Source organism: Chryseobacterium sp. CS2K3 (assembly GCF_059515185.1).
In genome coordinates, this window is record NZ_JCAKRW010000009.1 from 95,040 (window position 1) to 119,587 (window position 24,548).

Annotated in this window: 21 protein-coding genes and 1 tRNA gene; 10 read left to right on the plus strand and 12 right to left on the minus strand. The window is 34.8% G+C overall.

Translation table 11 applies throughout. The annotated features are described in order from the left end of the window. Nucleotides 1-4: 4 nt before the first annotated feature. Nucleotides 5-1,423, minus strand: a complete 1,419-nt coding sequence (locus AC5YGG_RS15970; RefSeq protein ID WP_496145454.1) for a TolC family protein — start codon at nucleotides 1,421-1,423, stop codon at nucleotides 5-7. A gap of 164 nt (nucleotides 1,424-1,587) precedes the next feature. Here AC5YGG_RS15970 and AC5YGG_RS15975 point away from each other — a divergent pair, with 164 nt between their 5' ends. Then, nucleotides 1,588-2,766: a hypothetical protein gene (locus AC5YGG_RS15975; protein ID WP_496145455.1), complete on the plus strand. Its 1,179-nt coding sequence runs from the start codon at nucleotides 1,588-1,590 to the stop codon at nucleotides 2,764-2,766. A 79-nt stretch (nucleotides 2,767-2,845) separates the two neighbouring features. Here AC5YGG_RS15975 and AC5YGG_RS15980 read toward each other — a convergent pair whose 3' ends face one another. Further along, on the minus strand, nucleotides 2,846-3,334 hold the full coding sequence (locus tag AC5YGG_RS15980; RefSeq protein ID WP_496145456.1) for an ecotin: 489 nt from the start codon (nucleotides 3,332-3,334) through the stop codon (nucleotides 2,846-2,848). Between the two features lie 43 nt (nucleotides 3,335-3,377). Beyond that, complete coding sequence (locus AC5YGG_RS15985) at nucleotides 3,378-9,278, minus strand: alpha-2-macroglobulin family protein (RefSeq protein WP_496145457.1); 5,901 nt, start codon at nucleotides 9,276-9,278, stop codon at nucleotides 3,378-3,380. Between the two features lie 18 nt (nucleotides 9,279-9,296). Between AC5YGG_RS15985 and AC5YGG_RS15990 the strand changes: the two genes are divergently transcribed. The 4 genes from AC5YGG_RS15990 to AC5YGG_RS16005 all read left to right on the plus strand — a co-directional run bounded on the left by AC5YGG_RS15990 (nucleotide 9,297) and on the right by AC5YGG_RS16005 (nucleotide 11,957). Next, complete coding sequence (locus AC5YGG_RS15990; RefSeq protein ID WP_496145458.1) at nucleotides 9,297-10,052, plus strand: UbiA prenyltransferase family protein; 756 nt, start codon at nucleotides 9,297-9,299, stop codon at nucleotides 10,050-10,052. Nucleotides 10,053-10,055: 3 nt separating this feature from the next. Then, a complete protein-coding gene (gene recF, locus AC5YGG_RS15995) occupies nucleotides 10,056-11,135 on the plus strand; it encodes a DNA replication/repair protein RecF (protein ID WP_496145459.1) in 1,080 nt (359 codons plus the stop codon). A gap of 217 nt (nucleotides 11,136-11,352) precedes the next feature. Beyond that, nucleotides 11,353-11,646 (plus strand): hypothetical protein, encoded by a 294-nt coding sequence (locus AC5YGG_RS16000; protein WP_496145460.1) that lies wholly within the window; start codon nucleotides 11,353-11,355, stop codon nucleotides 11,644-11,646. 146 nt (nucleotides 11,647-11,792) lie between these two features. Continuing rightward, complete coding sequence (locus AC5YGG_RS16005; protein ID WP_496145461.1) at nucleotides 11,793-11,957, plus strand: hypothetical protein; 165 nt, start codon at nucleotides 11,793-11,795, stop codon at nucleotides 11,955-11,957. 50 nt (nucleotides 11,958-12,007) lie between these two features. Here the strand turns inward: AC5YGG_RS16005 and AC5YGG_RS16010 are convergent, their stop codons facing one another. Genes AC5YGG_RS16010 through AC5YGG_RS16020 form a run of 3 tightly spaced genes read right to left on the minus strand, consistent with a single transcriptional unit; the run spans nucleotide 12,008 to nucleotide 15,787 of the window. Then, entirely contained in the window at nucleotides 12,008-14,038 is a 2,031-nt protein-coding gene (locus tag AC5YGG_RS16010) for a transporter-like protein (RefSeq protein ID WP_496145462.1), read from the minus strand. A 13-nt stretch (nucleotides 14,039-14,051) separates the two neighbouring features. After that, nucleotides 14,052-14,696, minus strand: a complete 645-nt coding sequence (mtgA, locus tag AC5YGG_RS16015) for a monofunctional biosynthetic peptidoglycan transglycosylase (protein ID WP_496145463.1) — start codon at nucleotides 14,694-14,696, stop codon at nucleotides 14,052-14,054. Between the two features lie 44 nt (nucleotides 14,697-14,740). Then, nucleotides 14,741-15,787, minus strand: a complete 1,047-nt coding sequence (locus tag AC5YGG_RS16020; protein WP_496145464.1) for an ABC transporter substrate-binding protein — start codon at nucleotides 15,785-15,787, stop codon at nucleotides 14,741-14,743. A gap of 59 nt (nucleotides 15,788-15,846) precedes the next feature. On the opposite strand from AC5YGG_RS16020, the gene AC5YGG_RS16025 reads away from it, so the two are divergent. Continuing rightward, a tRNA-Arg gene (locus tag AC5YGG_RS16025) sits at nucleotides 15,847-15,920 on the plus strand. Nucleotides 15,921-16,513: 593 nt separating this feature from the next. Here the strand turns inward: AC5YGG_RS16025 and AC5YGG_RS16030 are convergent. The 4 genes from AC5YGG_RS16030 to AC5YGG_RS16045 form a co-directional block, all read right to left on the minus strand. After that, nucleotides 16,514-17,686 (minus strand): zinc-dependent alcohol dehydrogenase, encoded by a 1,173-nt coding sequence (locus tag AC5YGG_RS16030; RefSeq protein WP_496145465.1) that lies wholly within the window; start codon nucleotides 17,684-17,686, stop codon nucleotides 16,514-16,516. 145 nt (nucleotides 17,687-17,831) lie between these two features. Continuing rightward, nucleotides 17,832-18,440, minus strand: coding sequence for a ferritin-like domain-containing protein (locus AC5YGG_RS16035; protein WP_496145466.1), 609 nt, complete (start codon nucleotides 18,438-18,440; stop codon nucleotides 17,832-17,834). Between the two features lie 70 nt (nucleotides 18,441-18,510). Continuing rightward, complete coding sequence (locus AC5YGG_RS16040; RefSeq protein WP_496145467.1) at nucleotides 18,511-19,401, minus strand: KGG domain-containing protein; 891 nt, start codon at nucleotides 19,399-19,401, stop codon at nucleotides 18,511-18,513. A gap of 262 nt (nucleotides 19,402-19,663) precedes the next feature. Beyond that, on the minus strand, nucleotides 19,664-19,882 hold the full coding sequence (locus AC5YGG_RS16045) for a hypothetical protein (RefSeq protein ID WP_496145468.1): 219 nt from the start codon (nucleotides 19,880-19,882) through the stop codon (nucleotides 19,664-19,666). A 199-nt stretch (nucleotides 19,883-20,081) separates the two neighbouring features. Here AC5YGG_RS16045 and AC5YGG_RS16050 point away from each other — a divergent pair, with 199 nt between their 5' ends. The 4 genes from AC5YGG_RS16050 to AC5YGG_RS16065 all read left to right on the plus strand — a co-directional run bounded on the left by AC5YGG_RS16050 (nucleotide 20,082) and on the right by AC5YGG_RS16065 (nucleotide 22,418). Further along, nucleotides 20,082-20,447, plus strand: a complete 366-nt coding sequence (locus tag AC5YGG_RS16050; protein ID WP_496145469.1) for a Crp/Fnr family transcriptional regulator — start codon at nucleotides 20,082-20,084, stop codon at nucleotides 20,445-20,447. Nucleotides 20,448-20,837: 390 nt separating this feature from the next. Next, entirely contained in the window at nucleotides 20,838-21,287 is a 450-nt protein-coding gene (locus tag AC5YGG_RS16055; RefSeq protein WP_496145470.1) for a ferritin-like domain-containing protein, read from the plus strand. A gap of 194 nt (nucleotides 21,288-21,481) precedes the next feature. Then, nucleotides 21,482-21,772: a hypothetical protein gene (locus tag AC5YGG_RS16060; RefSeq protein ID WP_496145471.1), complete on the plus strand. Its 291-nt coding sequence runs from the start codon at nucleotides 21,482-21,484 to the stop codon at nucleotides 21,770-21,772. Between the two features lie 55 nt (nucleotides 21,773-21,827). Beyond that, complete coding sequence (locus AC5YGG_RS16065) at nucleotides 21,828-22,418, plus strand: YciE/YciF ferroxidase family protein (RefSeq protein WP_496145472.1); 591 nt, start codon at nucleotides 21,828-21,830, stop codon at nucleotides 22,416-22,418. A gap of 64 nt (nucleotides 22,419-22,482) precedes the next feature. Here AC5YGG_RS16065 and AC5YGG_RS16070 read toward each other — a convergent pair whose 3' ends face one another. Both AC5YGG_RS16070 and AC5YGG_RS16075 read right to left on the minus strand, forming a co-directional pair. After that, nucleotides 22,483-22,905 (minus strand): low affinity iron permease family protein, encoded by a 423-nt coding sequence (locus tag AC5YGG_RS16070; protein ID WP_496145473.1) that lies wholly within the window; start codon nucleotides 22,903-22,905, stop codon nucleotides 22,483-22,485. Between the two features lie 147 nt (nucleotides 22,906-23,052). After that, nucleotides 23,053-23,655: an alpha-ketoglutarate-dependent dioxygenase AlkB family protein gene (locus tag AC5YGG_RS16075; RefSeq protein ID WP_496145474.1), complete on the minus strand. Its 603-nt coding sequence runs from the start codon at nucleotides 23,653-23,655 to the stop codon at nucleotides 23,053-23,055. Between the last annotated feature and the right edge of the window lie 893 nt (nucleotides 23,656-24,548).

The window sequence follows — 24,548 nt, forward strand, 5'->3', positions numbered from 1 at the left end:
ATTTTTAAGGGATTAAGTAAAATTTGGTAATATCAAGTTCCTGAGTAGATCTCATCAGCTCTATTCCAGCCCTTCTCTGGTTGAAAATTGCGTTCTGATATTCCAGTTCTGCTGCTTCAAGATCATTTTCGGCATCAATAAGCTGTGAAGATTTGCTCATCCCGTATCTGAATTCTTTTTCAGCCTGAACCAATGCGTTTTTAGCCAGCTCTTTTTCTTTCGCTTTTAACGTGATCTGCGCTGTAGCAATATCATAATTAGTTTGGTTATTGGCTAAATTCAGGGTAAGTTTTTTCAGGGCATCTTCTTTCTGATTCTGCAATACTTCTTTCCCTACTTTAGCGATTTCTTCGGCATGTTTCCCTTCTTTCCCATCAAAGATTTCCCATTTAAATCCTACTCCGGCAGTGATTAAAGGAAAAATATTAACGTTGTTTGGGCTCCAGTCCAGTTTTTTACCTTCATATCCAAGAATCGGAACGGCAGGTACTATATTTTCAGAACTTTTGATATGATTTCCATATAATCCGATATAATAGGCGGAAGCCATCAGCTGAACTTTTGGAATCATCCAGGTTCTTTCTGCTTTTATTTTATAATTGGCAGCGCTGATCCCATGTTCAAGGGCACGAATTTCAGCTCTCTGTTCAATTCCTTTTTCAGCAGCCAATAATTCTACAGGAGATAATGTAGGATCGATCAGTCTTAGACGTTCTTTATCAATTCCTGTTAAAATATAAAGTTGTGTAAGAAGCAGTTCTTTTTTTCCTTCGTATTCTACTACTTTTGCATTTAAAGTCGCTTGTGCAAGTTCAATTTTCTTATGGTCATAAGGTGTAATCAAGCCGTAGCCTAATGCTTTATCTGCTGTTTTTTTGTTGATATCCAGTCTTTTTTCACTTTCGTCCAAGACTTTTTTAGACTGATGGATCAATGCCAGCTGGTCATAGGCTCTGGAAATGGTTGCCATCACCTCATCTCTGGATTTTTCCAACAGGATATCTTCAGATTTTTTCTTTTCCTCAACCGCTTTTTTCATGTACTTCACTTTGCCACCTGAATATAAAAGCATTTTCGCTTCGGCTTTGGCAACGCCTGAGAATCCGGAAACATTGAAGTTATTGTTGAATGCTCCTTCAGCAATATTGATAAAAGGAGCGAGATTAATTTCGGGGGACGTAAGTCTTGCTGTTCCGTTGAGATAACCGGCTTTGCCACTTAGTTCCAGAGTAGGAAGAAAGATATCTTTTAACTTGTGTTCGTCAAGATCGGTAAGTTTATTTTGGGTAATCTGCATTTTAAGGTTCGAGTCCCGAACCATTGCACTATCCAGAAGTTCTTTAAAGTCCGGCGCAGATTGTGCCCAGCCCCAAGCAGGAAAAGCAAAAAAACTAAACGTAAAAATCAATAAATTGTTTTTCATGGTTTATGTTTATAACAAATATAATGCAAAATTTGTTAAAATAATTAACTAATCATAAATAAAAGGGCGAATTTAAAATAAGTTTAAAATCCGTTTAAGTATAATTCCCTTTAAAATAAAGCATTATCAAATCCGTTTAAATCTTAATTAAAAACTAAAAAACTTTGAAAAAATTTATAACTCTACTTTTAGGGCTTCCTTTTTGTACTGTTCTTTCTCAGGAAACAAAGGCATGCAAGTGTTTTCAACTGGAAAAACTTAGGGATAGTATACATTCACATTCAGGGAATAGTTTTCGTCTTTTGTCTGAAGAAGAAGTACTGGCTCTACCTGCAGATTATGTTTCTCTAGAATTTATAAATCTTAAAACAAAATCAAAAAAGGAAAATTCGGTTAAAAAAACAGATCATTCAAAAACCATAGCGGATGTTCCCCAGAATCTTATTATCAGGCAAGGAGAGTTAAAGGGTTCAAAAGCTATTTTATATGCTGATGAGAGGTATGATTTCAGAAGTTATTATGTAAAGATTTCGAGAGACAACGGGAAAACATGGAGAAATTATTTTACAGGATTAATCGTGAATCACAATTATTTTTTTAAGCCCGATTCTCAATATCCTTTATGGAAAGATGGTGAACGCCTACAAATAGAAACGGATGTAAGGCGCATGACAAAGCCAACGATGTTACCTGACAGTTATCCTGTATACGAAACAGTAAAAGACAATGCCCTGCTCACTCTTGATCTCAATGAAATAACCAAAGATTCCGATGGAGACGGCATTAATGATATTGAAGAAATTAAAATGCTTTTTACCAATCCTTACTCAAAAGATACGGATGAAGACGGCATCAGTGATTTTGAGGATAAAAATCCCAGATTTAAAACTCCGGATAATGATTTTACAAAACTTTGGGAGGGAATTTTATATGGCTACTATGAGTTTGCTCAGAAATCAGATCCGATATATGAGGAATTTACTATTAATTTGGCAACCTTTGAAGAGGATATGAAAAAACAAAGAGAAGATCTACCGACCAAAAGGCTCGATTTTATGAATTCCTTACGACATAAAGTTATTGTAACGGATGATGAAAACCTGCGAAGGATTGTACCTTTGGATGAAAAAATCATCTTTATGAGCTCAAAGGAATATGCTGCCTATAAAGCATTTACCCACTCCTACGACACTGATATTTTTTACAGTAAAATGTTTCGTTGTGATGAGCTTAAGGATACCTACGTTTTATTAGTAAATTCAAATACTACAGGATATACCTATCTTATTAAAAGGACTTCCGACGGATGGAATGTGAAAATCGTTGATCATTGGATCGCATAAACTGACTTTATACAAACGAAAAACTCCCCACATTGCTGTGAGGAGTTTTTTATATAATAATAGTCTGCTGATTCAGGGGTTATTTCTGAACTGCTTTTTTCATTGCTTTATCAGCTCTTAGGACTCTGTAACGTACTTCAATATCTTTCGGTACATAGAATACTAAAGGAAGTTTACTGTTATATCTTACAATTTCCGGGCTCATTGTAACAAACTTTTTAGTCAGTTTATTATCAAGACAACCTTTCAGTGTTCCTGCTGTATCTCCATTGGATTCTACTTCGTAATAGTTGTATCCCCATCCCTGAAGATCCTGGCTTTTCATTTGTCCTGAAAGAAAATAATTATTACAGTCTAACATTTTCTCAACGCCTACAAAAATCTCAACTTTTAAGTCTTCTTCATTTTTTGCCACCGGAAGCTGAATATATACTTGCTTATAACCTTCTTTAGCTTTTGGGAACATTTCGATCTGCAGTTTTTCAAACTTCTCAGCTTTCTTTTGAGCGAAAGCACTTACCCCTACCATTAATGCCAATCCTGTAAATAAAGTTTTTGAAAATTTCATTTTATTTGGTTTTAAATTTTACGTATTTGCTAATAGCCAAAAATCATTCCAAAATCTGAATTCCTGTTCCTTTTGTGTGCGAATTCATCTGTGGGGCATAGTAGTTTTGCATTGTAGTAATGCCGTTTGAGAACTTTCCGGACGCATTAGCAACTACATCATATTCAAACACATATTTCCCTTTTGGCATGTATTGAATATAGAAATTTGTGGACGCATCTTTAGTAGATTGATAATATCCTAAATTATTTTTCCACTGGTATCCTGAAAGTACATCCAATGGCTCAAATCCTGCCGCTCTCATATCTTTAATATGAATAAACTCCATGGCTCTGTCTGTATTCAAGATCATTCTTACTGTTACTTTATCTCCCACTTTTAATGGTGTATCTGAAGAAATTTTCTGAAGTTCTTCGCCATTTACCGTTTTTACTTTTTTGTAAAGCTCTTTGGTTACAGAAATATAGTTCTCGGAAGACTTTATTTTATCCAGATCTTCATAATATTGCCAGAATAATCCTCCCTGAATAATGCCAGGACCTGGTTTTGTAATGGTAACAGTTCCAAGATTTTTATCAACAACATCAGTTTTCACTGTTGATTTCACATAACCCGTTGCTTCGGTTTTAGGAGCAATATTTTTCCCGCCCCAAACAATCGTTGCTTTATCACTTTCAGCACTTGTCCATGATTTCCCAGAATTTAGGATCGTAAAGATCACTTCAGCAGTACCTCTTGAGCTTCCCCACGAGTTCACTTCTTTCTGTGTTACCAGCCAGATTTTCATTTCTTCAATAAAGTTCTGATCATTCGGCTGCAACTTATTGAATGCTTCCAAAGCGCCTGCGTGATTGACTACTTTTGAACTGAACCAGCCCCAATCATTCAGATTTTGTTTCCAGTAAACTCCTTGTGTTTTTGTCTCTGTAGAGGTTTCTTTAAGGTAATTCATCAATTTCACGGAAACATCCTTCATACCATAATCATTCATTAATAATGCTACACGGTGTAATCCGAAGAATGTAAAATCAGTAAGTTTTGCTGTTTTTGCTTTCTCTTTCACCTGCGTTTTCAATAAGGCTCCTTTTCCTTTTAAAGGATACTGCTTTTCCCAATAATTTCTGGTATCAAGATAATCCATCACCCAATTGTTCAGGACACTTTCCTTTTTATTCCCAGAATATTTATTGATCTCACTATCTACATACTGAATCAGTTTTGTTATGAGTTCTTTTTGATCTGCACTTTGATAATCTTTTGCATTATCTTTTAACCCAATATTGATTTTCCCAAGGTTTTTAAGAATATATAATGAAACTCCGTAAGAGCTTGGATATCCTGCGTACCATGAGAATCCTCCATCAGGGTTTTGTAGTTTTTTAAGATCATCCCAATCCTGACCAATTGAGTTTTTCATTGTATTGGCATCAAAAAGAAGTGCCAGTTTCTGCATCTGCTCTTCTTCATTTTTGCTTTGCAATACCCAAGGTGTCTCATCCAATAGCAATTGTTTCAACTCCTGATTTTTCTCAAGATTTGAATGTAATAATCCTTTGTCCTGATATTCCTCAAAAATCGTTTTCATTTTTGGATTTGCCTTAAAAATTTCAGAAGCCAGGACATCAGCAAACCACTTATTGAAAATAACATCTGCTGAGCTATTCTGATCATTCTTCAGACTTGGAAGCGCAAACATAATTTCCCATATCGGGTTGGTCGTCAATTCCAGTGTATTGGAAACATTAGAAGCTGTTGTAGAGGTATTATTTGTAAGGTTATCCAATACGAAAGTCTTTGTTTCTCCTTCTTTCACAAATACAGGTACAGCATCAGTTACCAGCATTCTGTTTGGCAATACGGCTATCGCTTGTTGCTCTCCGTCAGAATAATTTCCTGCTTTCGCTACAACTTTTAAAATAATAGAAGAAACATTATTCGGTACTTTTAATTTCCATGTTAAAGCACCGTTTCCGTTTTCATTCAGATCAAAATTCTGAGTTCCTGAAGTCATTCCGAATTTTGAAGAGATATTTTCATTGGTAAAGGCATCCAGAATCTGTAATTCTGCAGAACCACTCAGTTTTTTATTAGTAAGATTAGAAAGTTTTGACTGTAAGTTCAGTTCATCTCCTTCTCTTAAAAATCTTGGATAGTTTGGCGTTACAGAGAATTCCTTTTGAGTTACCACTTCTTTTTCCAATGTTGCAGATCTGGCATCTTTGGTATGTGCGAGGAACATTAGTTTCCATTTTGTAAGGGCTTCCGGTGATGTGAATTCAAAACTTACATTTCCTTCCGCATCTGTTTTCAGGTCTGGATAGAAGAATGCTGTTTCGTTTAGATTTTGACGTACCGGTACTTTTTCTAAATACTCTTCGGCACCACTTCCCTGATTAGAAACACCTGCAACGGCTGCGTCTGCTATTGGTGATGCAGATACTTTTTTATTACGTCTCATTTCCGTTGCTGCCATTTCTGCAGGTCCGGATTCCATTTTAGCGGCTACAGTAGGTGCAGGAAGTACTCCATATGCCATTCTTTTAGGAATTCTTACTGCATTACCTTCTGTGTTATAATAGAAATCTCCATCAAACCAATTGAAATCAGGAATTTCAATAGTATTTCCTTCTACATATTCCAGTTCTTTACTAAATCTTTTCTGCATCAGATAATTCCTTACTTCATAAGAAGATATTCTTGAGAAAGGTGTAAGTAATTTATCCCAACTGTATTTATTGGCTGCAAACTGATCCAATGACATATCGTACATATTCGCCAGTACTTCTGCATTCACTTTTTCTTTATCGTTTCCTGTAACCTTTACTGTCCATTTTTCTTTTGAATTAGGCTCCAGCTTATCTCTGAACGTCACTGTTTCGATTTGTAAAGGTTTCTCTGTATCTTTTATTTTAAGAGAAACATTTTCTGTGTCCACATCGTTGAATGCAACCAATTGAAACTGAAGGTTCAGCTCATTTACCTTTTTATCTTTTGGAATATTTACCGTATACTCCAGAATTCCCTTTTTCAACGGATGAATTTCTGAAACGGTTTTTCCTGATCCATCCTGAACAAAAACATTTACCAAGGCATCCGGAACAGCAGAATACACATGCACTTTTGCCTGCTCTCCTCTTGCCAGCTCATCTTTAGGAGCAATTACGGTAAGGAAAGTTTTTTGAGATGGCTTCAAAGCGCTTTTCTCCCAAACACTAAAGTATTGTGAGGCTTTAATGGTGTCTTTTCCTTCAATATTAAAAAGCTCCAATTGATAGTCTCCCGCTTCTAATTTTCCTAAGTCTAAATCAGAATATGCTTTTTCGGCTGATGGCTGCTGTTGTTTTTCTATAACAACTCTTTCTGTTTTCCAGTTTTTAATCTCCTCATTTTTATCAAACAGATCATGCGGAAACTTGCTGATAAACTCTTCTCTGGAATATTTTGGGGCATCCTGAACTGCAATTTTAAAGTTATCTCTGAAAATTCTGTCCGGAGCCGCCAGCTTAGACAGCTTTACCTGATAAGACTTTTTAAGATCCTGCTCGCTGTAATTTTTTGTTTCTACCTTTAGTTTTACATTTTCATCACTAAAAGCATTTTTAACCTCATCAGTTTTAATATAATGTGATACTGAAGCTACTTTCAGCTGAGTATTGGCAGATTGAGTCTCACCATTAATATCTGTAGCTGAGGCATTGATCTCGTAATTATCAATCTGTATTCCGTCCAGCTTTTCATCTTTCTTAAGATCAAGACGGATAACAAATTCTCCTTTTTCATTGGTTTTTGCTTCTCCCAATATAGAGTTTTCATTATCATTCTCTCTTGGATACCATCCAAAATACCTCCATCTGATATTATGTTTCTTGATCTCATAATTGACGGTTGTATTGCTCAAAGCCACTCCGGAGAACATCATTGCCTTACCTTTAAGTTCTATAGACTGTCCATATTTATATTCATCTTTTACAGGTTCGAAGGTTACTTCAAATTTTGGTCTTTTGTATTCTTCTACTCTGATGTCTTTATATCCTTGGCTCGTACCATCTGTTTTCAAATAGAACACTCCATTCGATTTTCCTTTTGGCAGCATAAAACTTCCGTGGTAAGAACCGAATTCATTCGTTGTAAAGTCTTGGGAAGAGATTTCCTGATTATTGATATCAAATAAAGTGATCTTTTGTTTTACCCCTGAAATTACAGATTCCGTCTCCTTGTTCAGCTGTGTATTGATCACTTTGAAATATGCAGTTTGTCCCGGTCTGTAGATTGCTCTGTCTGTAAAGATCTGAACTTTTGTTTGGGTTACCTGATTGGGATTGTTCTCATCAGCAATATTGTTTCCGTAAACCGGCATGATATAGAAATCATTAGTTTTTGGCTGCTGAATCAGGAAAGTTCTGTAATAAGTCTTATTGTCAGTACTCGGGAATTGGAAAACGCCTTTTTCATTGGTTTTTCCTTCTATTTTTCTGGCAGGCTTATTTCCTGCATATTCGTAGAAAGTCAGATTTTCATTTACTACAGGTTTTCCGTTTTCACTATTTACTAATTTCAGTTCATCTAAATTTGCATTTTTAGAAGATTTGTTATAATAAATGATTTTATTCTCAGAAACCAAAAAGAAGAAATGTTGATCGTCATTTGTATCTTTTGTGTTTACTCCTGCAACTGAATACTCAACCATATAAATTCCTGATGGAAGCGGCTTTATCTCAAGGGATGTTTTGTGTTCCTTATAATCATCAGGGTTTGAAAGCTGATAATTTTCTTTTCTTACCAGACTTTTCTTTACCTTTTTAAAATATTCCCCGTAATAAGGGGTTTGAGCATATTTCATAAAGGGCTCAAAGTCTTCTTTTACTTCATAGATATTTAGACTAAATTCTTTAATATTCTGTGAAGAAGCAACGAAATGAATCGGCAGATTACTCTGGGTCTGCTTCTCATATTGAATGGTTAACGAAGGATTTTTAATCTGATTTTCCTTGCTTTTTATATTTCCGATGAAAGGAGATTTCGGATATTCACTTTTTGCCTGTTCCGCTAAGGCAAGTGCTTCTTTAAACTTATCTTTACTGATCAGCTCATCCATAATATCTTCCGTAATCACCACTTTGTAATCTCCTTCAATATTGGATTTAGCAAGCTTCTGAAGCTGCTGAAGTCTATCCTTACAATTACTATAATTACAGTTCTCCACCAGCTTATCTTTCATGAAATACAACTTTACATTTCCGTTGTTCTGAGCAATTAATTCGTCAAATATGGCATTGATTGCAGTTCTGTTTTCAGTAAGCTCATTTTTGGTAAATAGATTATTTTCTGATAAAAACCCTATTTTTTTTACCGCATACCAATCATATAGACTTGGAAAATAAGCAATATCCTTAGTCTCTAAAAACAAGGACTTATATTTCGCCAAATCAATCTTTCTCATTTCCTGTTTCTGAAGATCCAGTTCCTGATAATTTTTGGTTAAATAATTTTTAAAATCCAGTTTGGTCCAGGTTTCAATCTGCGAAACATCCTGGGTATTACTATTTGTTCTGCTATTTATTTTCCAATAATTCTCATTGAAGTAATCCATAAAGAATCCGTTTAGCAGAACTTTATAGACCACTTTTTCATCTCCTTTCAGTTTTGTCTCTGTTTCCTGAAGTTTCTTAAAGAACTTTGAAGCAGAGTCATTTTTATCATCATCTACAGTTTGTTTTACAATACTGAACTCTGCTTTCAGGGAACGGATCAGCTGAATGGTATTATTTTCTTTCATGGCTTTGTTTTCTAAGTCTAAAATAATGGGAAGATTAGATTTGTAAGCTCCTTTCTGACTATTTTCTGCTATTTTTTTCCATTGGTCATCGTAATATTTCTGTGCGATAACCGGTGAAAAGCCCAGTGATAAAAGCGAAAGCATAAATATCTTGGAAAATCTTTTCATATATATTAATTTTGATAAATGAACATTCTAAAAATACTGAAAAAATCCGTCATAGACAGCCAGGTTTACGTATCCTTAATGGGAACCCTTTTTGCAGTATTTTTCATGAAAGAGCAAAACACATTCCGTTTCCCTACTGTTTTATTGATTTTTATTACGTATTTCAGCGGTTACCTTTATACCAAATATCAATACACTAAGCATTTTTTTAAAATATTGGTTTTGAATGCCGTTGCCGGAATTATCTGTGCCTTTCTGATCATTCATAATCATAATGAAATAAGATTATTGAAATGGTTTATTATTGTTGTCCTCGGATTGTTGTATAATAGCTTTTTTCTGGATGTATATATTCGGAAAATACCTTTATTAAAAGTGTTTTATGTAGGATTGGTCTGGGCATTGGTAAACTGCTGGCTTACGCTTCCGGAGTTCAGTTTTCCTATTTTTCTCATTAGCTTCTTTTATATTACTGCTCTCGTTCTGCCATTTGATATCCGGGATATGAAAAGTGATACGGTAAAGACGTTTCCTATGCTCATTGGTGTACAAAATACAAAGTACATAGCTTATTTTCTTGTTTTTGTCAGCAGCCTTATCGGGATTTTTTACCTGAAACCTTTATATGCAGCTGCTTTTTTTGTATCAAGTATTATCACCTATCTTCTAATTTATTTCTCTGAAAATAAAAGAGATGACTCCTATTTTTCCTTCGGGGTAGAAACATGTTCTGCATTACCTTTTTTATTTTTACTAATAATGGAGTATTTTTGACGAATGATTATCAAGAAGCTTTCCCTATACAATTTCAAAAACCACTCTGAGAAAAAGTTTGAATTTTCGCCACAAATCAACTGTTTTGTAGGAAATAACGGAGTGGGAAAAACCAATATTCTGGATGCGCTGCATTATTTATCGGTAGGAAAAAGCTTTTTAGGAAATACAGACCTCAACAATATTAAAAATGAGGAAGATTTTTTCACTATTGACGCTGCAATTCAAAATGATGACAGTGAAGACATTATCAGAATTACCCAGCCAAAAGAGGCAAAAAAAGTGATCAAAAAGAATGATAAAAGCTATGACAGGCTTGCGGATCATATTGGATACCTGCCGAGTGTAATGATTTCGCCTTATGACTCAAACCTCATTTCAGATTCTGGGGAAAGCAGAAGAAAGTTCTTGGATTCAATGATTTCACAAACGGATTCTGAGTATCTTTTTGATCTTATACAATACCAGAAAACAATTCAGCAAAGGAATGCGTTACTGAAATATTTTGCTAAAAACAGAACGTGGGATAAAGATTCTTTGGAAATTTATGATGAACCAATCACCAGATTCGGGACTAAGATTTTCAATAAGAGAAAAGTATTTGTAGAACAGCTGAATCCTATTGTTCAAAACTTTTATCAGATTATTTCGGGTGGGAAGGAAACTGTTTCTGTCATTTATGAATCCCACCTTTTGGAAAGTAATTTTGCAGAACTTTTAAAGGAAAGCCTTGAGAAAGACCGTATGCTGACATATACTTCTAAAGGAATTCATAAAGATGATCTTCTTTTTGAAATGGATGATGTCCTGATCAAGAAAATTGGATCTCAGGGACAGCAGAAATCATTCCTTATCTCATTAAAGCTTGCCCAGATGAGTCTGGTTAAAGAATTAACCCAAAAGACCCCTATCCTTTTATTAGATGATATTTTTGATAAGCTGGATGATACGAGGGTTTCCCAATTGATTGAACTTGTCAATAAAGAAAGCTTTGGACAGATTTTTATTACGGATACTCACCGAGAGCGTACAGAAAGCGTTGTGAAAAAAATCAATGAAGAAAGTGTAATTTTTGATGTTTAATTAATGGGATGTGAGATATGAGCTATAAAAATGACTACATTCGCTTTCTCATATACTGCCACGCAAGTAATGACGAAACAATTGATCACCTCGAAAAGCTTATCATCCTATCTCCTGATTTTTCTAAAACTATTGTAAAATAGTATATTCCAACCTATAAACACGAACCACGTAAGACGTATCACATACCACGCATTTCGAACTAAGCACCCCGATTATGAAAAAGAAAAAGCGCGAATATCAATCCTCTGAACTTGTGAAGTCTTTTGCAAGAATCTATGGTTTTGAAGATAAACTTGTAGCCTTTGATATTAAAGATTTTCTTGAGGATTATCTTGATGAAAGTCTTTTCAAAGAGATCAGAAGTGTGAATATTGAAGACAAACGTATCATTATTAAAATTGACTCACCATTGCTTAAAAACGATTTTAAAATGCGTAAAACATTCTATCTTAAAAAATTCCAGGATAAGTTTGGTGATGAAAAATTTGATGATCTTCAGATTTTATAGTGTCATTTATTGGTTGTTTTCTATCTTACTGATTTATAGATATTTTAATATTAATCGGCATTTTCAGGGAAAATATTTATAAAAACATTGTATTATATCTATATTTAGTGATATATTTATGATTCATAAAAAAAATAATATTTACCATGAAAAAAGTACTAAAGTCAAAGAAATTATCACGAGAATCATTAAAAAAAGTTCAAGGTTCAGGACAAATGGTGTGCTGTGCAGTAAGCTGTATAGATATGACAGGATGTGGTTTTTGGGAGGAATTGCCAGCAGAATGTCCGGAACTTCCTTTTTGCGTATAATCAATACTTATTTATAGAAAAAAGCTACCATTTTGGTAGCTTTTATATTTTTAATGTTCTTCTGATTTATTGGAAATCGTACTGCTCATCAGGTCATCTGCTTTTTTATCCAATCCTGAACTTAGTGGCAGGAAGAATTTTAAAGGATGCTTTACAAAATATCTGAAGATTTCTTTATAGATTTCACTTACCTGTCCGAAATTCATTTTTCTCGATCTGAATGCCAGAAACATAGACAAGCTGAAACTTACCAGGAAATTAAAGAATCCGATCAAGAAAACGGTTACAAAAGAAATCCAGAACGTATAAGAATCTACAGAAAAGTCTTTTCCATAAAGTCCTAAAGCAAAATTTCCCGCTGCAAAGGTAATGTGTCTGATATCTAAATCAAGTCCGAAGAACATTCCTACGGGCGCTGTAGCCCCCAGGAAAACTCCAAACCAGAAGTTCGAGACAATTCCGGGCCAGTTTTTAGCATAATATTTAGATAATCCTTTAGCGAATTTTTTGCCGAAAAAGTTTCTGATAGAAAGATTCTTGGCAATTCTCTCCGGAATCTGGTAAAAAACGGAGTTGTTTCCGATATTTCCTGAAATAATCCCTGAAATAAAAAGATAAAACCCAGCGATACTGGCATGAAGAATGGCTTTAGATTTAAAAGGATCAAGGTCTTTTAATAATTTATCTGATCTCTCAACGGCAAGATTCTGAGAGAAAAATACGTCTAATCCGTAAATTATCGCCAGAGCTACCGGAAAAGCCAGTAATACGTTTCCTACAAAGGCAATAAACTGACTTCGGAAGAGCTTGGATACAAGATGCGCAAACTCAGTATTATTTCTTTGACTGTTTCCTTCTTCGGATAATACTTTGGTCATCGTTGCAGCTGTCATTGCCGGTTGCTTGGTAGCAAGGGTGAATCCCATAAGATAGATCATCACAAACCCCATGGCATAGTTCATGGAATACAAAAAGGCGTGTGAAAAATCACTTCCGGGAATGTATCCGTATAACATTTTCAGTACGCAGAGTGCTCCTACGATAATCCCTCCACCACTCGCTTTATAGAACATCGTCATATATTCTTTTCGTGTGGAAGTAATATAATGGGTTCCGGCTTCTGCGGTGTGGTTGGTAATAAGGTGTGAGATCAATCTCGTGCTATCGTTGATAAGATCTGCAATATTATTTTTATGAGATTTATAATTTAATATATTAAAAACCAACTGTTTTGATTTGATAAGAACGTCTTGCTCATTATCAATCACCAATAGCTGAACGATCTCATAAATTCTTTTGGTTTGCTGACGGATTTTCAGCAAAGATTGATTGATCTTCCCTGAAATACCATATTTATCGGAATTTTTAAAAGCTATATTTACAAATTCCAGACATTGTTCTGAATAAATTTTGATTTGTTTAAATCTGCTGTCCTTAGAATGCAGCTGCATTTCAGTATCTTTTGCAAGGTCTTCCGCTAAGGCTTCCAATTCGTTTTGAAGCGCAAGAAACGGATTATCCAGATTTCTGTATTGCGGAGCCATTCTTACGACTTCTACTTCCATCGCCATCCCGGTTACCCTCCATGAAAGGATATTCATAGAAAAGATGAGTTCTTTTTTCACATTGGGCTTAATAATAAAATCTGAAGCACCAATAAGGGTTAAAAACTCATTAATTTCATTCTCAGGAAGGTTATGAAGATATTTTAAATCCTTTTTAGGTCTCAGACTGACATTATCAATCATGTACCACACCGTCTTTTCATTTTCTACGGGAGGTAAAACCTTATTCAGGATTCTTTTTTTAAGTTCAGGGAAAAAGGCGTTCTCAGAAAGGATATTTGCTTCTGTCAACGATAGGTTGAAAGGTCTTCCTTTAAAGATATTATGAATGTAATATTTAAAGTTTTCCGCAAAATTCGGATGGCTTCTAAGAAAATTAAGTACATCTGTAAAGTCAGCCGTTTTCACACTCTCCAAAAACTCTGCAAAGGGTTCCAAAGAAAGTGTTTCGTTCTTAAAAGAAAAATATTTTTTAAGAACTGACTCAAAATTTGTGCTGGAATTAAAGAATTTCATTAATACAAAGATACTATTTCAAACTCACATTCCTCATCTGTCTCATGATCCAATTGTGTTTCTTTCTCAAATAAGGAGAAGGATTCTTTGGATCATACTTCTTTGGATTGGGTAATACAGCGGCAATCCATGCTGCGTCAGAAGCGCTTAAGTCTTTGGAAGGTTTTCCAAAATAATATTGTGCGGCTGCTTCTACACCAAATACTCCCTGCCCCATTTCAATGGAATTCAGGTATCTTTCAAGGATAATATCTTTGCTCCATACTTTTTCAATGATGAAAGTATAGATGGCTTCCAACCCTTTTCTTACCCAACTTCTCCCCTGCCAAAGGAAAACATTTTTTGCCGTCTGTTGAGAAATTGTACTTCCACCTCTTATTTTTTTCCCTTTTTCATTATACTTCATTGCTTTTTCAATGGCTGTATAATCAAAACCGTCATGATCAAAGAATTTCTGATCTTCTGAGGCAATGACTGCCTTTTTAACATTATTTCCCATTTCGTCATAAGAAATATAGTCTCTGTGTAATTTTCCGTATTCAAAAAGTCCTCCTATCTGAGTAAGGGTAATGGGTGGATTGAAAAATCTCCCCCAAATGATGAAAACCACGTTCAATACAAGAACGATGAAAATAAACTGTTTAATTTTTTTCCACATAACGTTATAAAAAGGAAAGGCAAAAATAAGCAAATAAGTCTGAGTTACTGCAATTCTTTCATGTAAGTAAGCTGATAATCCGGTAAAAGCTCAGGATGAAAGATTTTGATGTAATCTTTAAGGATCAAATCTGCTCTTACGACACCGCTTTCAAAGAAATCATTGGCTTTTTCTCTCTCTTTTCCAGCCATTGTATACAGCTTTCCTTTGTTGAACACATCCAGCTTTCCGTAGAAATTATTCATCTTCAGCATTTCGTTTTTCGATGTGTGGTTTCCTGCATTTACCCAATACTGAACACCGCTTGTCTTCGCATACACCTCTTCAAAACTCATTGTTAAAGCTTTTTCATCTTTATTATCTTTCATGATGTAAGTAGCATTGGCATCAGCAATATAATGTGCCACAGAAGTGTTTCCTCCGGGAAGATACCAGACATCGCCATACATTTCGTTTGCCAAAACCAATGGTTTATCTTTCGCTTTTAAAGCCAGCTGCTTCAGATCATTGTAACTTTTCTCAATTTCCTGATATTTGGTTTCAGCTTCCTTTTCTTTTCCAAGCAATTCTCCAAACAGTTTAACATAAGCTGTTTTTTGTAAAGGCTGCTGCTCCATATATTCATCAAGAAATATTACCTGAATTCCGTTGTTCTTCAATAACTGATATGCATTGTCAAAACTTGCAATATAATTGGTAAAAATAGCATCCGGTTTCATAGAAATAATTTTCTCTACATCATACTTCTGATCACTTCCTACATTCTGAATTTTTCCTTCTTTAATCAGATTCTGGATTTTCTCTGAATAAATATACTCCGGACTTGAAACTCCGATAATTAAATTTTCTGCGCCAAGTTCTGCAATATACCCAGCCATACTTGCATTAAGCAGGATAATTTTCTTGAATGGAGTCTGGTTTTGCTTGAAAGTATAGGCAAAATTCCCCGATTTCAACTCAAGGTTTCCTTCTTGCTCCTTGTATTGGGTACGATTTGATATATTTGTCCAATCTGAGGACGAAATTTTTGTTTCTCTCTTACAGGCAATTAGCGAAAATACCGTAAATAAAAGTAAAATTTTCTGTTTCATTTTTCAAAGAACGGAAAAAAGTGGTATATTTGCAACCGTTAAACAACAAGATAACAAACGGCCTCGTGGCGCAACTGAATAGCGCATCTGATTACGGCTCAGAAGGTTACAGGTTTGAATCCTGTCGAGGTCACATAACGGGGATTAAAATTTTTAGAATTTTGATCCCCTTTTTTTCTCGCTAATCCACTTCTAATCAATAAGATACTATCCACAAAGAATTAATTTTGGGTGTTTGAAAATGCTTTCCATCAAATATTATCTTTTCAGGGTAAATCAAACTCACAATAGCTCTTTTATCTGCTGTACTGGCATTTTTATAACGTTCCGAAATATTTGTAACAGCATTCAGAGCTTTAAACACCTTCTGTTCTAAACCCCCTTTTTTTTGCGAACTGTTAGGACACCAAGTTTATAATCAAAGTCATCCTGTTCTCCTTTATATCTATTCTTAATGTCCCTAAAATCATCTTCATCGATCTTGTCTGAAAGGAACATAATTGTAAGTCAATTAATTAAAATCAAAAATCATATAGATTTGAAAATTTAGCATTCGATGACCTAACAGGATTATAAACACGAAAAATTCATAAAAAGCCATATATTTTTTGCTAAATTGTTTTCGACTGTTGTTCAAAAGTAAATAAGGAAATTTCCTTTAGAAGATGATTTATCATTTTTTAAAGTTTAAATATTTTAGTCGAATCTGAAGTTGGTATTTATATATTATTTAGACTTCCAAGGATCAAGAACCACCTTTACACAACCGTCTTCTTTTTTGTCAAAGATTTCATATCCTTTAGCTACTTCTTCCAGAGAGAGCCTATGGGTAATGATATCATCCAGTACAACCTTTCCGCTTTGAACAAAGTCTAAAAGTTGATCTATTATAGGATGTACATTGCATTGTCCCGCTCTTATTGTAATCCCTTTATCAAATATTTGTCCCAGTCTGAAATTATCATAATTGACAGGATAAACACCTAAAACAGAAACAATACCTCCTCTCCTTACGGCACTCATACAGGCTTCAAGTACTTTGATAGATCCTTTCTCCAAGTTTAAAACTGCTTTTGCACGGTCCAGAATATTTCTATCCGGCTCAAAGCCAACGGCATCAATACACAAATCGGCACCTCTTCCATTTGTAAGTTCTCTGATTTGCTGAATCACTTCTTTACCATCTTTCCATAAAATGGTATCACAACCAGTCAAGCCTTTAATCTGATCTAACCGATATTGCTGGGTATCTATAACGATTATCTTCTTTGCATTGTGTAGAATGGCACTTTTCACAGACATTGAACCTACAGGACCGGCACCAAATACAGCAACCGTTTCTCCGCCTTTTAAATTTCCCCACATTACCCCGGTATAGCCCGTAGGAAAAATATCAGTGAGAAACAAAACCTGTTCATCTGAAAGATTATCCGGTACTTTTCTTGGTCCTATATGAGCATATGGAACTCTTACATATTGAGCCTGTCCTCCATCATAACCTCCATAAAGATCTGTGTACCCAAACAAAGCACCACCTTTTTCTGTAATTAAACCTCCTTCAGGTCCATAATGTTCCGGATTGCTATGTTCACAGGCTGTTGGTAAATCATGCTGGCAGAAAAAACAGCTTCCACAAGAAATCGGAAATGGAACTACTACCCTGTCACCTGCTTTTAAATTTGTAATATTCTGTCCGACTTCTTCAACAATCCCCATGAATTCATGTCCCATAACCATAGGACGTGGCTGAGGTATGCCTCCTGAATACATATGCAAATCGCTTCCACAAATCGCTGTAGAAGTAACTTTTAGAATAATATCATGGGGATCTTTTATATGCGGATCCTCCACGGTATCACAAGTAATGGAACCTGGTCCATGGATAACAGCTGCTTTCATATTGATAATTATTAATGGTGTTACCAATACTTTTTCTGAAAGTATCGTTTACGTAGTAATGGTTTATTCTTAAGTTTCATGGTGGTATTTCTTTAAATAGTAAACCACATGTCCGTATCAGACATATGGTTTACAGTTATGAATATTAATCCTCCTGTTCTGCTTCAAAATTTATAGAAGTTTCGGCAATTTCAGTCAGCTGATAATCTGTATCTTCTTCTTCCTGCAAGGTTTCTTCCAGTAAATCTGCTGCTTTATCATGCCCCATTGTAAGAGCTAATTGAACCAATCCGCCATAGGTTGCTATTTCGTAATGTTCAACTTTCTGCGCTGCAATAATTAAGGCTGCATCTCGTGTCATAGAACCATCTTCAGTAGATTTTATAATCTCCTCACCTTCTTTGATGATTCCTTTTATAGCTTCACATTCTTTTTTCTCAGGTTTTTCATCAAGCAGCCTGAAGACCTTTTCCAGCCTGCTGACGTGCTTTTTGGTTTGAAGCTGATGATCCTCAAATGCATCTTTTAATTCCTCTGTGGTAGCTGCTTCCTGCATTTTATCCAAAGCATCTATGATTGCATTTTCTGCAAAATAAATATCTTTTAATGCTGAAATAAAAAACTTCCGGAGGTTGGAGTTTTCATTTTCATGTTCATTATTTGTAGTGCTTGGTGTTGTCGTTTTTTGGGATGGATCTGAAATATTTTCAGAAGCACTTTTAGTACTGTTTGTATCTAATGTTTTCGTTGCCATTATATTCAGTAGGTTTTAATGATAAAAGATTACCCCTCTATCTAATATAAAGAGGTAATCTTAAAGTGAATTATGAATTGTTACGTCTGCCGCCAAAGCCAGATCTTCCGGAACCTGATGACCTTCCTCCACCGTGTGAAGCTTGTCCTCCCATACGGGCAATTCTGGTACGTTCTGATTTACTCATAGATGCAAAACCTCTTCTTGAAGTACCATTTCCTGAAGAACCGGAGTTTGAGCCACGACCTGAACTGCTATTACTTCCAGAACCTGATCTTGATCCTCTGCCGGATGATCCTGATCTTCCTGAGTTACCAGAGTTTGATCTTGAACCTGAACCTGAAGATCTACCTCCTCCATGGGAAGCTTCTCCTCCCATACGGGCGATTCTTGTACGTTCTGCCTTACTCATAGATGCAAAACCTCTTCTTGAACTACCATTTCCAGATGATGAAGATCTACCTCTGCCTCCTGATTGAGACCCAGAGCCAGATCTTGAACCGGATCTTGACCCTGATGAACCTGAACCTGAACGCGAGCCAGAGCCTGAACCTGAACGTCCACGTGAGCTGCCACCAGAGTTCCCTCTACCTCCTCCGGAAGTGAATCTTCCCTGGCTGTCTCTCTGTTGATTTCTGTTTCCACGGTTTCCGCCGCTTCTTCTTCCTCTATTATCATTATCATCGTCGTCGTCTTCATCATCGTAATCATCGTCTTCATCATCATCGTAGTCTTCGTCATCATCATAATCTTCATCGTCGTCATAGTCTTCATCATCATAGTCATTATCGTACTCGTCGTCAAAATAATCTTCATATTCTGAGAAATCATCGTCATAATCTTCATCCTGGGATGCATCATTATAACCATGATCATATCCTAATTGATATACTTCTTCCAGATTTTCTTCTGAATGTGAATTTCCTCTTGAACTGCGGTTTCTTGAATTTCTAGTGTTCATAATTGAATTTTTTATATTAATATTTAGTGATGACTATTGCTGGCCGTGACTAGTATTAGACAGCAATAAACAGTTGTATTTTTTGTAATTATTTTAAAGTATCGGATCTAAAATATCCGTTAAAAAAGATCGGCTGAGAAATATGATTTAATGTATGTCAAATGTATAACAGATTAATTCTCTTTACTATGATTTGACTCATAAACGAGTTTTTTTCATTTTTTTTGAATAATCTCAATTATATTCATCAATATGAAACATTTTAAGAACATTTGTTTTTCTTAAAAAGGTCAATCTCATAAGTCGTACTCTTCATATTGAGAGTATTATCGTCAGAATCTGGTGTAATTTGTAAATATTGTGAAACATTATGATCTCCAGTGTTCAAACTTTTACTATTGGTTTGCTGCGTTTGTCTTTCTTTTATACCGCTAATAATAAGAAAGCCTATAAATAGCATGAGCCTGATAAGTAATTTCATAATAATATATTTGATAGGTGTATTCAAATGTATAGACTAATGCTTTCTCATTTTTATGATTAGTATCATAATAAAGCTTTATTACAATTTATTTTAGAATTTGTACAATAATGCATGCAAAAATATCCTATTATGACAACAGTCATAATGATACCACATGTTTTTTATTTATATTGTATTGTTTATTAAATCAGACTCAATGCTTATATCAGAGGATCTTCTATTAATATATGGAGCTGTTATTACAGAATTAGAAAGTTCAGAGCCACTTTTTGTACAAAATGATATTCCTGAGTATTATTATCAGGTCATGTCAGGTAAAGTTCAGCTCAACCACTATGATAATGATACTGAAACAATAATAGATCTATGTGAAGAAGGATCAGCTATCGGTGAATTTTTATTATTTACTGACAAAAGATATCCATTCAATGCGACAGCCTGCGAGTCCTGCAAAATTCTTCAGCTTTCTAAAGATAATTTTTTTAAGCTTTTGGAAGACAACCCGAAAGTTCAGCTAAATATCATTAAACAACTTTATACAGAGCTTGAAAGAAAAAGTTAATTCACAAACAATTCTTTTAAGAAAAAGATTTTCATTATGATTCCAGTCATAGAGGCAGGATCAATAAGTTTATACATTTGAAATATTAAATTCTCATCTTCACTTTTTGTTCGAGATCTTATAAACCTTCCCCTATCATGGAAGGTTTTTTTGATATACCTTAAAATTTCCTATTATGAGCCCGATCATAATAAAACCATCTAATTGTGTTTATTTTTGAAAAAGTTTGAGAGCGATTACAGACCTGTTAATAATTTATTTTAGAATGATCTCTCCTATGTCTGGAGAGGTCTTCTTTTTTTCACTCAATATTTAATTTCTCGCTATAAAATTAGAATAAGCTATCAAGAATCAAACTTGTTACATTTTACACCATTTAAAATAAATAATATGAACAATGAAAACACTGTTTCAGTACTTAATGATTTACTGAACATTACCAATGACAGAATTGCAGGATTTTCAAAAGTAGAGGAAAAAGTATGGAATACCCATTCTTCCTTAAAAGCTGATTATGACTATATGGTTTCCCAATCCCAAGTCATGAAAACAGAATTGATAAATCTGATCCGAGAGCTGGGAGGTAATCCTGATGACACTACAAGTACCGCAGGCGCCATTCACAGAGCATGGATTGATGTTAAAAATTCTTTTTCAGGGGATACAACAGAATCTACTTTAGAAAATGTAGTATTTGGAGAAAAAGCAGCTATCAATGCCTATGAAAAAGCATTGGAGAATAATGATCTGCTTCCAGGAACCCAACAAACAATTTCAGATCAGCTGCATCATCTCAAATCTTCTTATCACAAGTTTGAAAACCTGGAAGAAATGAATTAAAATCTCACTACTACAATAATTCCGGATATTGAAATTAATGTCCGGAATTATTATGTCCACTTTAGAATTTATATTCCGAGATATGTTTAAATCTTCACAGACATTATGACTGTACTCATATAATTTCTGGAAAGTAACTGTTAATTTTGAAAGGCTGCAGCACATACAACACTAACTCACAATTCAATCCACTTATGAAAAATCTATTTTTATCCCTCTTAGCTATTAGCTTTATTGCTTTGGCATGTAAGAAAAATGAAACTGAAAGAAATACCACAGAACCTGTCAATATACAAAACAATCAGTCTGATACACTCTCTTCAAGATCCAATAACTCGAAAGATAGCACATCAAAACAGGATAGCATCAACACAAAGACTCACATAGGAGGAAGAAAAACAAGCAATAACAACACGGGCAATGGCAGCGGTAATGTGAACGCAGCTGTATCAGACAGTTTACAGCCCTCAAGACAAAAACGATAAGAGAATCTCTTATTCATAAATATTCAATTTAAACAACCACAAAATATTATTTATTATGGAAACAAAGAACACATCCAGAAAAAGAACAGCTACAACCAAAGCAAAGTCAGGAAGGAAATCACCTGTTAAAAACACTGCCAAGACAGCAGCAAAAAAAGATGCAGCCAAAGACCTTCAGGATCTTTTCGAAGATTCACTAAAAGATATTTACTGGGCAGAAAAAGCACTTGTAAAAGCACTTCCTTTAATGATGAAAAATGCTACGGATAAAAAGCTGATCAATGCTATAGAAAAGCATCTTGCTGAAACAAAAGTTCATGTCGAAAGGCTTGAAGATTGTTTTAAATCATTAGGGAAAAAAGCGCAAGCCAAAAAATGTGATGCCATGCAAGGCATTCTTGATGAAGGAAAAAGTATTATAAAAGAAACAAAGCCCGGAGCCGTAAGGGATGTAGGCATTATTGCAGCTGCTCAAAAAGTGGAACATTACGAAATAGCGACGTACGGAACATTAGCCGCCTTTGCAAAGGTATTAAAGGAAAAAAGATGTCTCAAAAATTTTACAGATACATTAGCTGAAGAAAAAAAATGCGACCAGCTACTCTCTAAGATTGCAGATACAGCGCTTAACAGTAAGGCTGAATAATTATAACATTTACAAAAGGGAACTCATCAGTTCCCTTTGCTCATTGATTATTATAAGTTAATTATCAATGTATTATACTAGTGTCATTTTCTTTGATTTCATTCTGATGCTGACCATTTTGCTGTCTCTTAATAAAATGCTGTGATTTTTCGTATGACTTGTGCAATTCATCCAGTTCCGCCTCAGTGAGATCTTCGATATCAACCAAACGATCATTGGCTTTTTCATGGGAAGCAATAAGCTCATTGAGTTTAATCTGAATTGCCTTGGAATCCTTGTTCTGAGCTTTTTGGATCAAAAACACCATAAGAAAGGTCACAATGGTCGTTCCCGTATTGATGACAAGCTGCCATGTTTCGGAAAAATTAAAAATAGGTCCCGTAACCGCCCAAATGATTACGAATCCACAGGCAATAAGAAAAGCCGACGGGCTTCCTGTAAAACAGACCACACGATCTGAAAAACGTTCAAAAAAATTCTTGTTCATAATATAGTCACTTATCTACTCTTCATTACCAATTTACCTATAATATGCTGCTAATTTTATGACTGAAATCAAGTCAGTAAAGGAAAGTTATCACAATCGATGATAAATTGATTTCTTCTAGATTATTAAAATAAAATATACTTCACATTAAATAATTAATCTGAAGGTCAGGTTTATTCTTGGTTTCATAGAGCGTGTAGATTTAGCGATTCTATGCTCCCATTCTTCCTGCAATTTACCCTTCATAAAAAGCAGCGATCCATGACTGAGAGGGATAGAATATTTTTTTGAATGATCAAGTATATTCCGGAAATCAAAATTTCTTAGCTGACCAAGGCTTAAAGAAGCAATTACAGGTCTGTTACCCAATTCGCTTTCCCGGTCCCGATGCCACGCTACAGAATCATTATTATCTCTATATAGATTTAAAAGAACAGAATTAAACCGATACCCGAACTGTTTTTCTATACGGTCTTTTAGTTCTGAAAGTTCCGGCAACCACGGATTAGCATTTATAGATTTATCTCCAAGCTTATATGTTTTATGATCTCCATACCAAGCCGTTAGCCTCGGTGTGAGCATCGTTTTGTTATACATCATCTGGCTAGTTTGCTGCCATGGTGTTTTTTCCATCAGCATACCCAAAAGGTAGTCTGCCTCCTCATGGGATAAGTATTCTTTATGAAAGTCCACTAAGTCTTCAGGAAAATCATAGCCTTCATCTGGAAATAAACTGAGTTGATCCATCATTAGGTTTTATGGGTTATGATTGCTATCAATTATGACTGAGATCATAATTCATATCCGTATATAAATCATAAATTCGTGTCTAGTTAATTGAAAACATCATACTTTGCATTTAGATAAGCTTTCTCAGTTCAGAGAAGGCTTATCTTATGAATTGTCACATGAAAATGGCGCGTACGTTTCAGGGATCAAGCGCAAAAGTTGTGGGGCTTAGAATATTTAGATCAGTTTAATTTTAAAATTTAACGCAAAGGATTTCTATTATCTGGTGTTGTATTTTAGGAAGCAAAGCTTGAATCAATTGTATTGATTCTTTCTAAGCGTACCCATATCTACATCGCTTCATCAGCGACTTTTATCGCTTTCTTAGCTCCCTTATCAATAATCAATTCCATCATGTCTTTGCGTTTAAATAAAATTTAAGTATAAAGCTTAGAGGAGTAAAAAGATAATTTGTTTTTTCTCAGATTAACGAAACTTTTTACTTAGTCCACAAATTTTGCACCCTGATCCCGTTTCAGCCTTCGTCTCTGGTATTTTTGACTAAGCTTATGCCTGAAAAAAAGAATAATAAACCAATAATACCTACTACAATGAGAGTCATATTGGCGACCCCTTTATTAATCAGACCATTACCAACATATATTAAGCCTCCAATTCCCAAAATGGTTAAAATCGTACCAAATATTCGTTTTACGTTCATAACAAAAATATTATAGGGTTAAATAATTATTGAAAAAACTTTTTCTTATTCTTTGATTCCTGGAATATCTTTCTCAAAGTCTATTTTCTGTCATCAACATGTGGGAGATTCCGAAGTTTACAATTGCCATAGACGTATTGCAAACTATTTAGTATTTTAAATTAATCATTTTAAAAATTACAAAAATTAAGCC

Coding starts and splice junctions, on each gene's coding strand:
- AC5YGG_RS16020 (WP_496145464.1), bottom strand. CDS start 15,787: ATGAAACAGAAAATTTTACTTTTATTTACGGTATTTTCGCTAATTGCC.
- mtgA (WP_496145463.1), bottom strand. CDS start 14,696: ATGTGGAAAAAAATTAAACAGTTTATTTTCATCGTTCTTGTATTGAAC.
- AC5YGG_RS15985 (WP_496145457.1), bottom strand. CDS start 9,278: ATGAAAAGATTTTCCAAGATATTTATGCTTTCGCTTTTATCACTGGGC.
- recF (WP_496145459.1), top strand. CDS start 10,056: ATGATTATCAAGAAGCTTTCCCTATACAATTTCAAAAACCACTCTGAG.
- AC5YGG_RS16010 (WP_496145462.1), bottom strand. CDS start 14,038: ATGAAATTCTTTAATTCCAGCACAAATTTTGAGTCAGTTCTTAAAAAA.
- AC5YGG_RS16030 (WP_496145465.1), bottom strand. CDS start 17,686: ATGAAAGCAGCTGTTATCCATGGACCAGGTTCCATTACTTGTGATACC.
- AC5YGG_RS16055 (WP_496145470.1), top strand. CDS start 20,838: ATGAACAATGAAAACACTGTTTCAGTACTTAATGATTTACTGAACATT.
- AC5YGG_RS16045 (WP_496145468.1), bottom strand. CDS start 19,882: ATGAAATTACTTATCAGGCTCATGCTATTTATAGGCTTTCTTATTATT.
- AC5YGG_RS16070 (WP_496145473.1), bottom strand. CDS start 22,905: ATGAACAAGAATTTTTTTGAACGTTTTTCAGATCGTGTGGTCTGTTTT.
- AC5YGG_RS15970 (WP_496145454.1), bottom strand. CDS start 1,423: ATGAAAAACAATTTATTGATTTTTACGTTTAGTTTTTTTGCTTTTCCT.
- AC5YGG_RS16060 (WP_496145471.1), top strand. CDS start 21,482: ATGAAAAATCTATTTTTATCCCTCTTAGCTATTAGCTTTATTGCTTTG.
- AC5YGG_RS16035 (WP_496145466.1), bottom strand. CDS start 18,440: ATGGCAACGAAAACATTAGATACAAACAGTACTAAAAGTGCTTCTGAA.
- AC5YGG_RS16075 (WP_496145474.1), bottom strand. CDS start 23,655: ATGATGGATCAACTCAGTTTATTTCCAGATGAAGGCTATGATTTTCCT.
- AC5YGG_RS16000 (WP_496145460.1), top strand. CDS start 11,353: ATGAAAAAGAAAAAGCGCGAATATCAATCCTCTGAACTTGTGAAGTCT.
- AC5YGG_RS16065 (WP_496145472.1), top strand. CDS start 21,828: ATGGAAACAAAGAACACATCCAGAAAAAGAACAGCTACAACCAAAGCA.
- AC5YGG_RS15990 (WP_496145458.1), top strand. CDS start 9,297: ATGAACATTCTAAAAATACTGAAAAAATCCGTCATAGACAGCCAGGTT.
- AC5YGG_RS16040 (WP_496145467.1), bottom strand. CDS start 19,401: ATGAACACTAGAAATTCAAGAAACCGCAGTTCAAGAGGAAATTCACAT.
- AC5YGG_RS15980 (WP_496145456.1), bottom strand. CDS start 3,334: ATGAAATTTTCAAAAACTTTATTTACAGGATTGGCATTAATGGTAGGG.
- AC5YGG_RS16050 (WP_496145469.1), top strand. CDS start 20,082: ATGCTTATATCAGAGGATCTTCTATTAATATATGGAGCTGTTATTACA.
- AC5YGG_RS16005 (WP_496145461.1), top strand. CDS start 11,793: ATGAAAAAAGTACTAAAGTCAAAGAAATTATCACGAGAATCATTAAAA.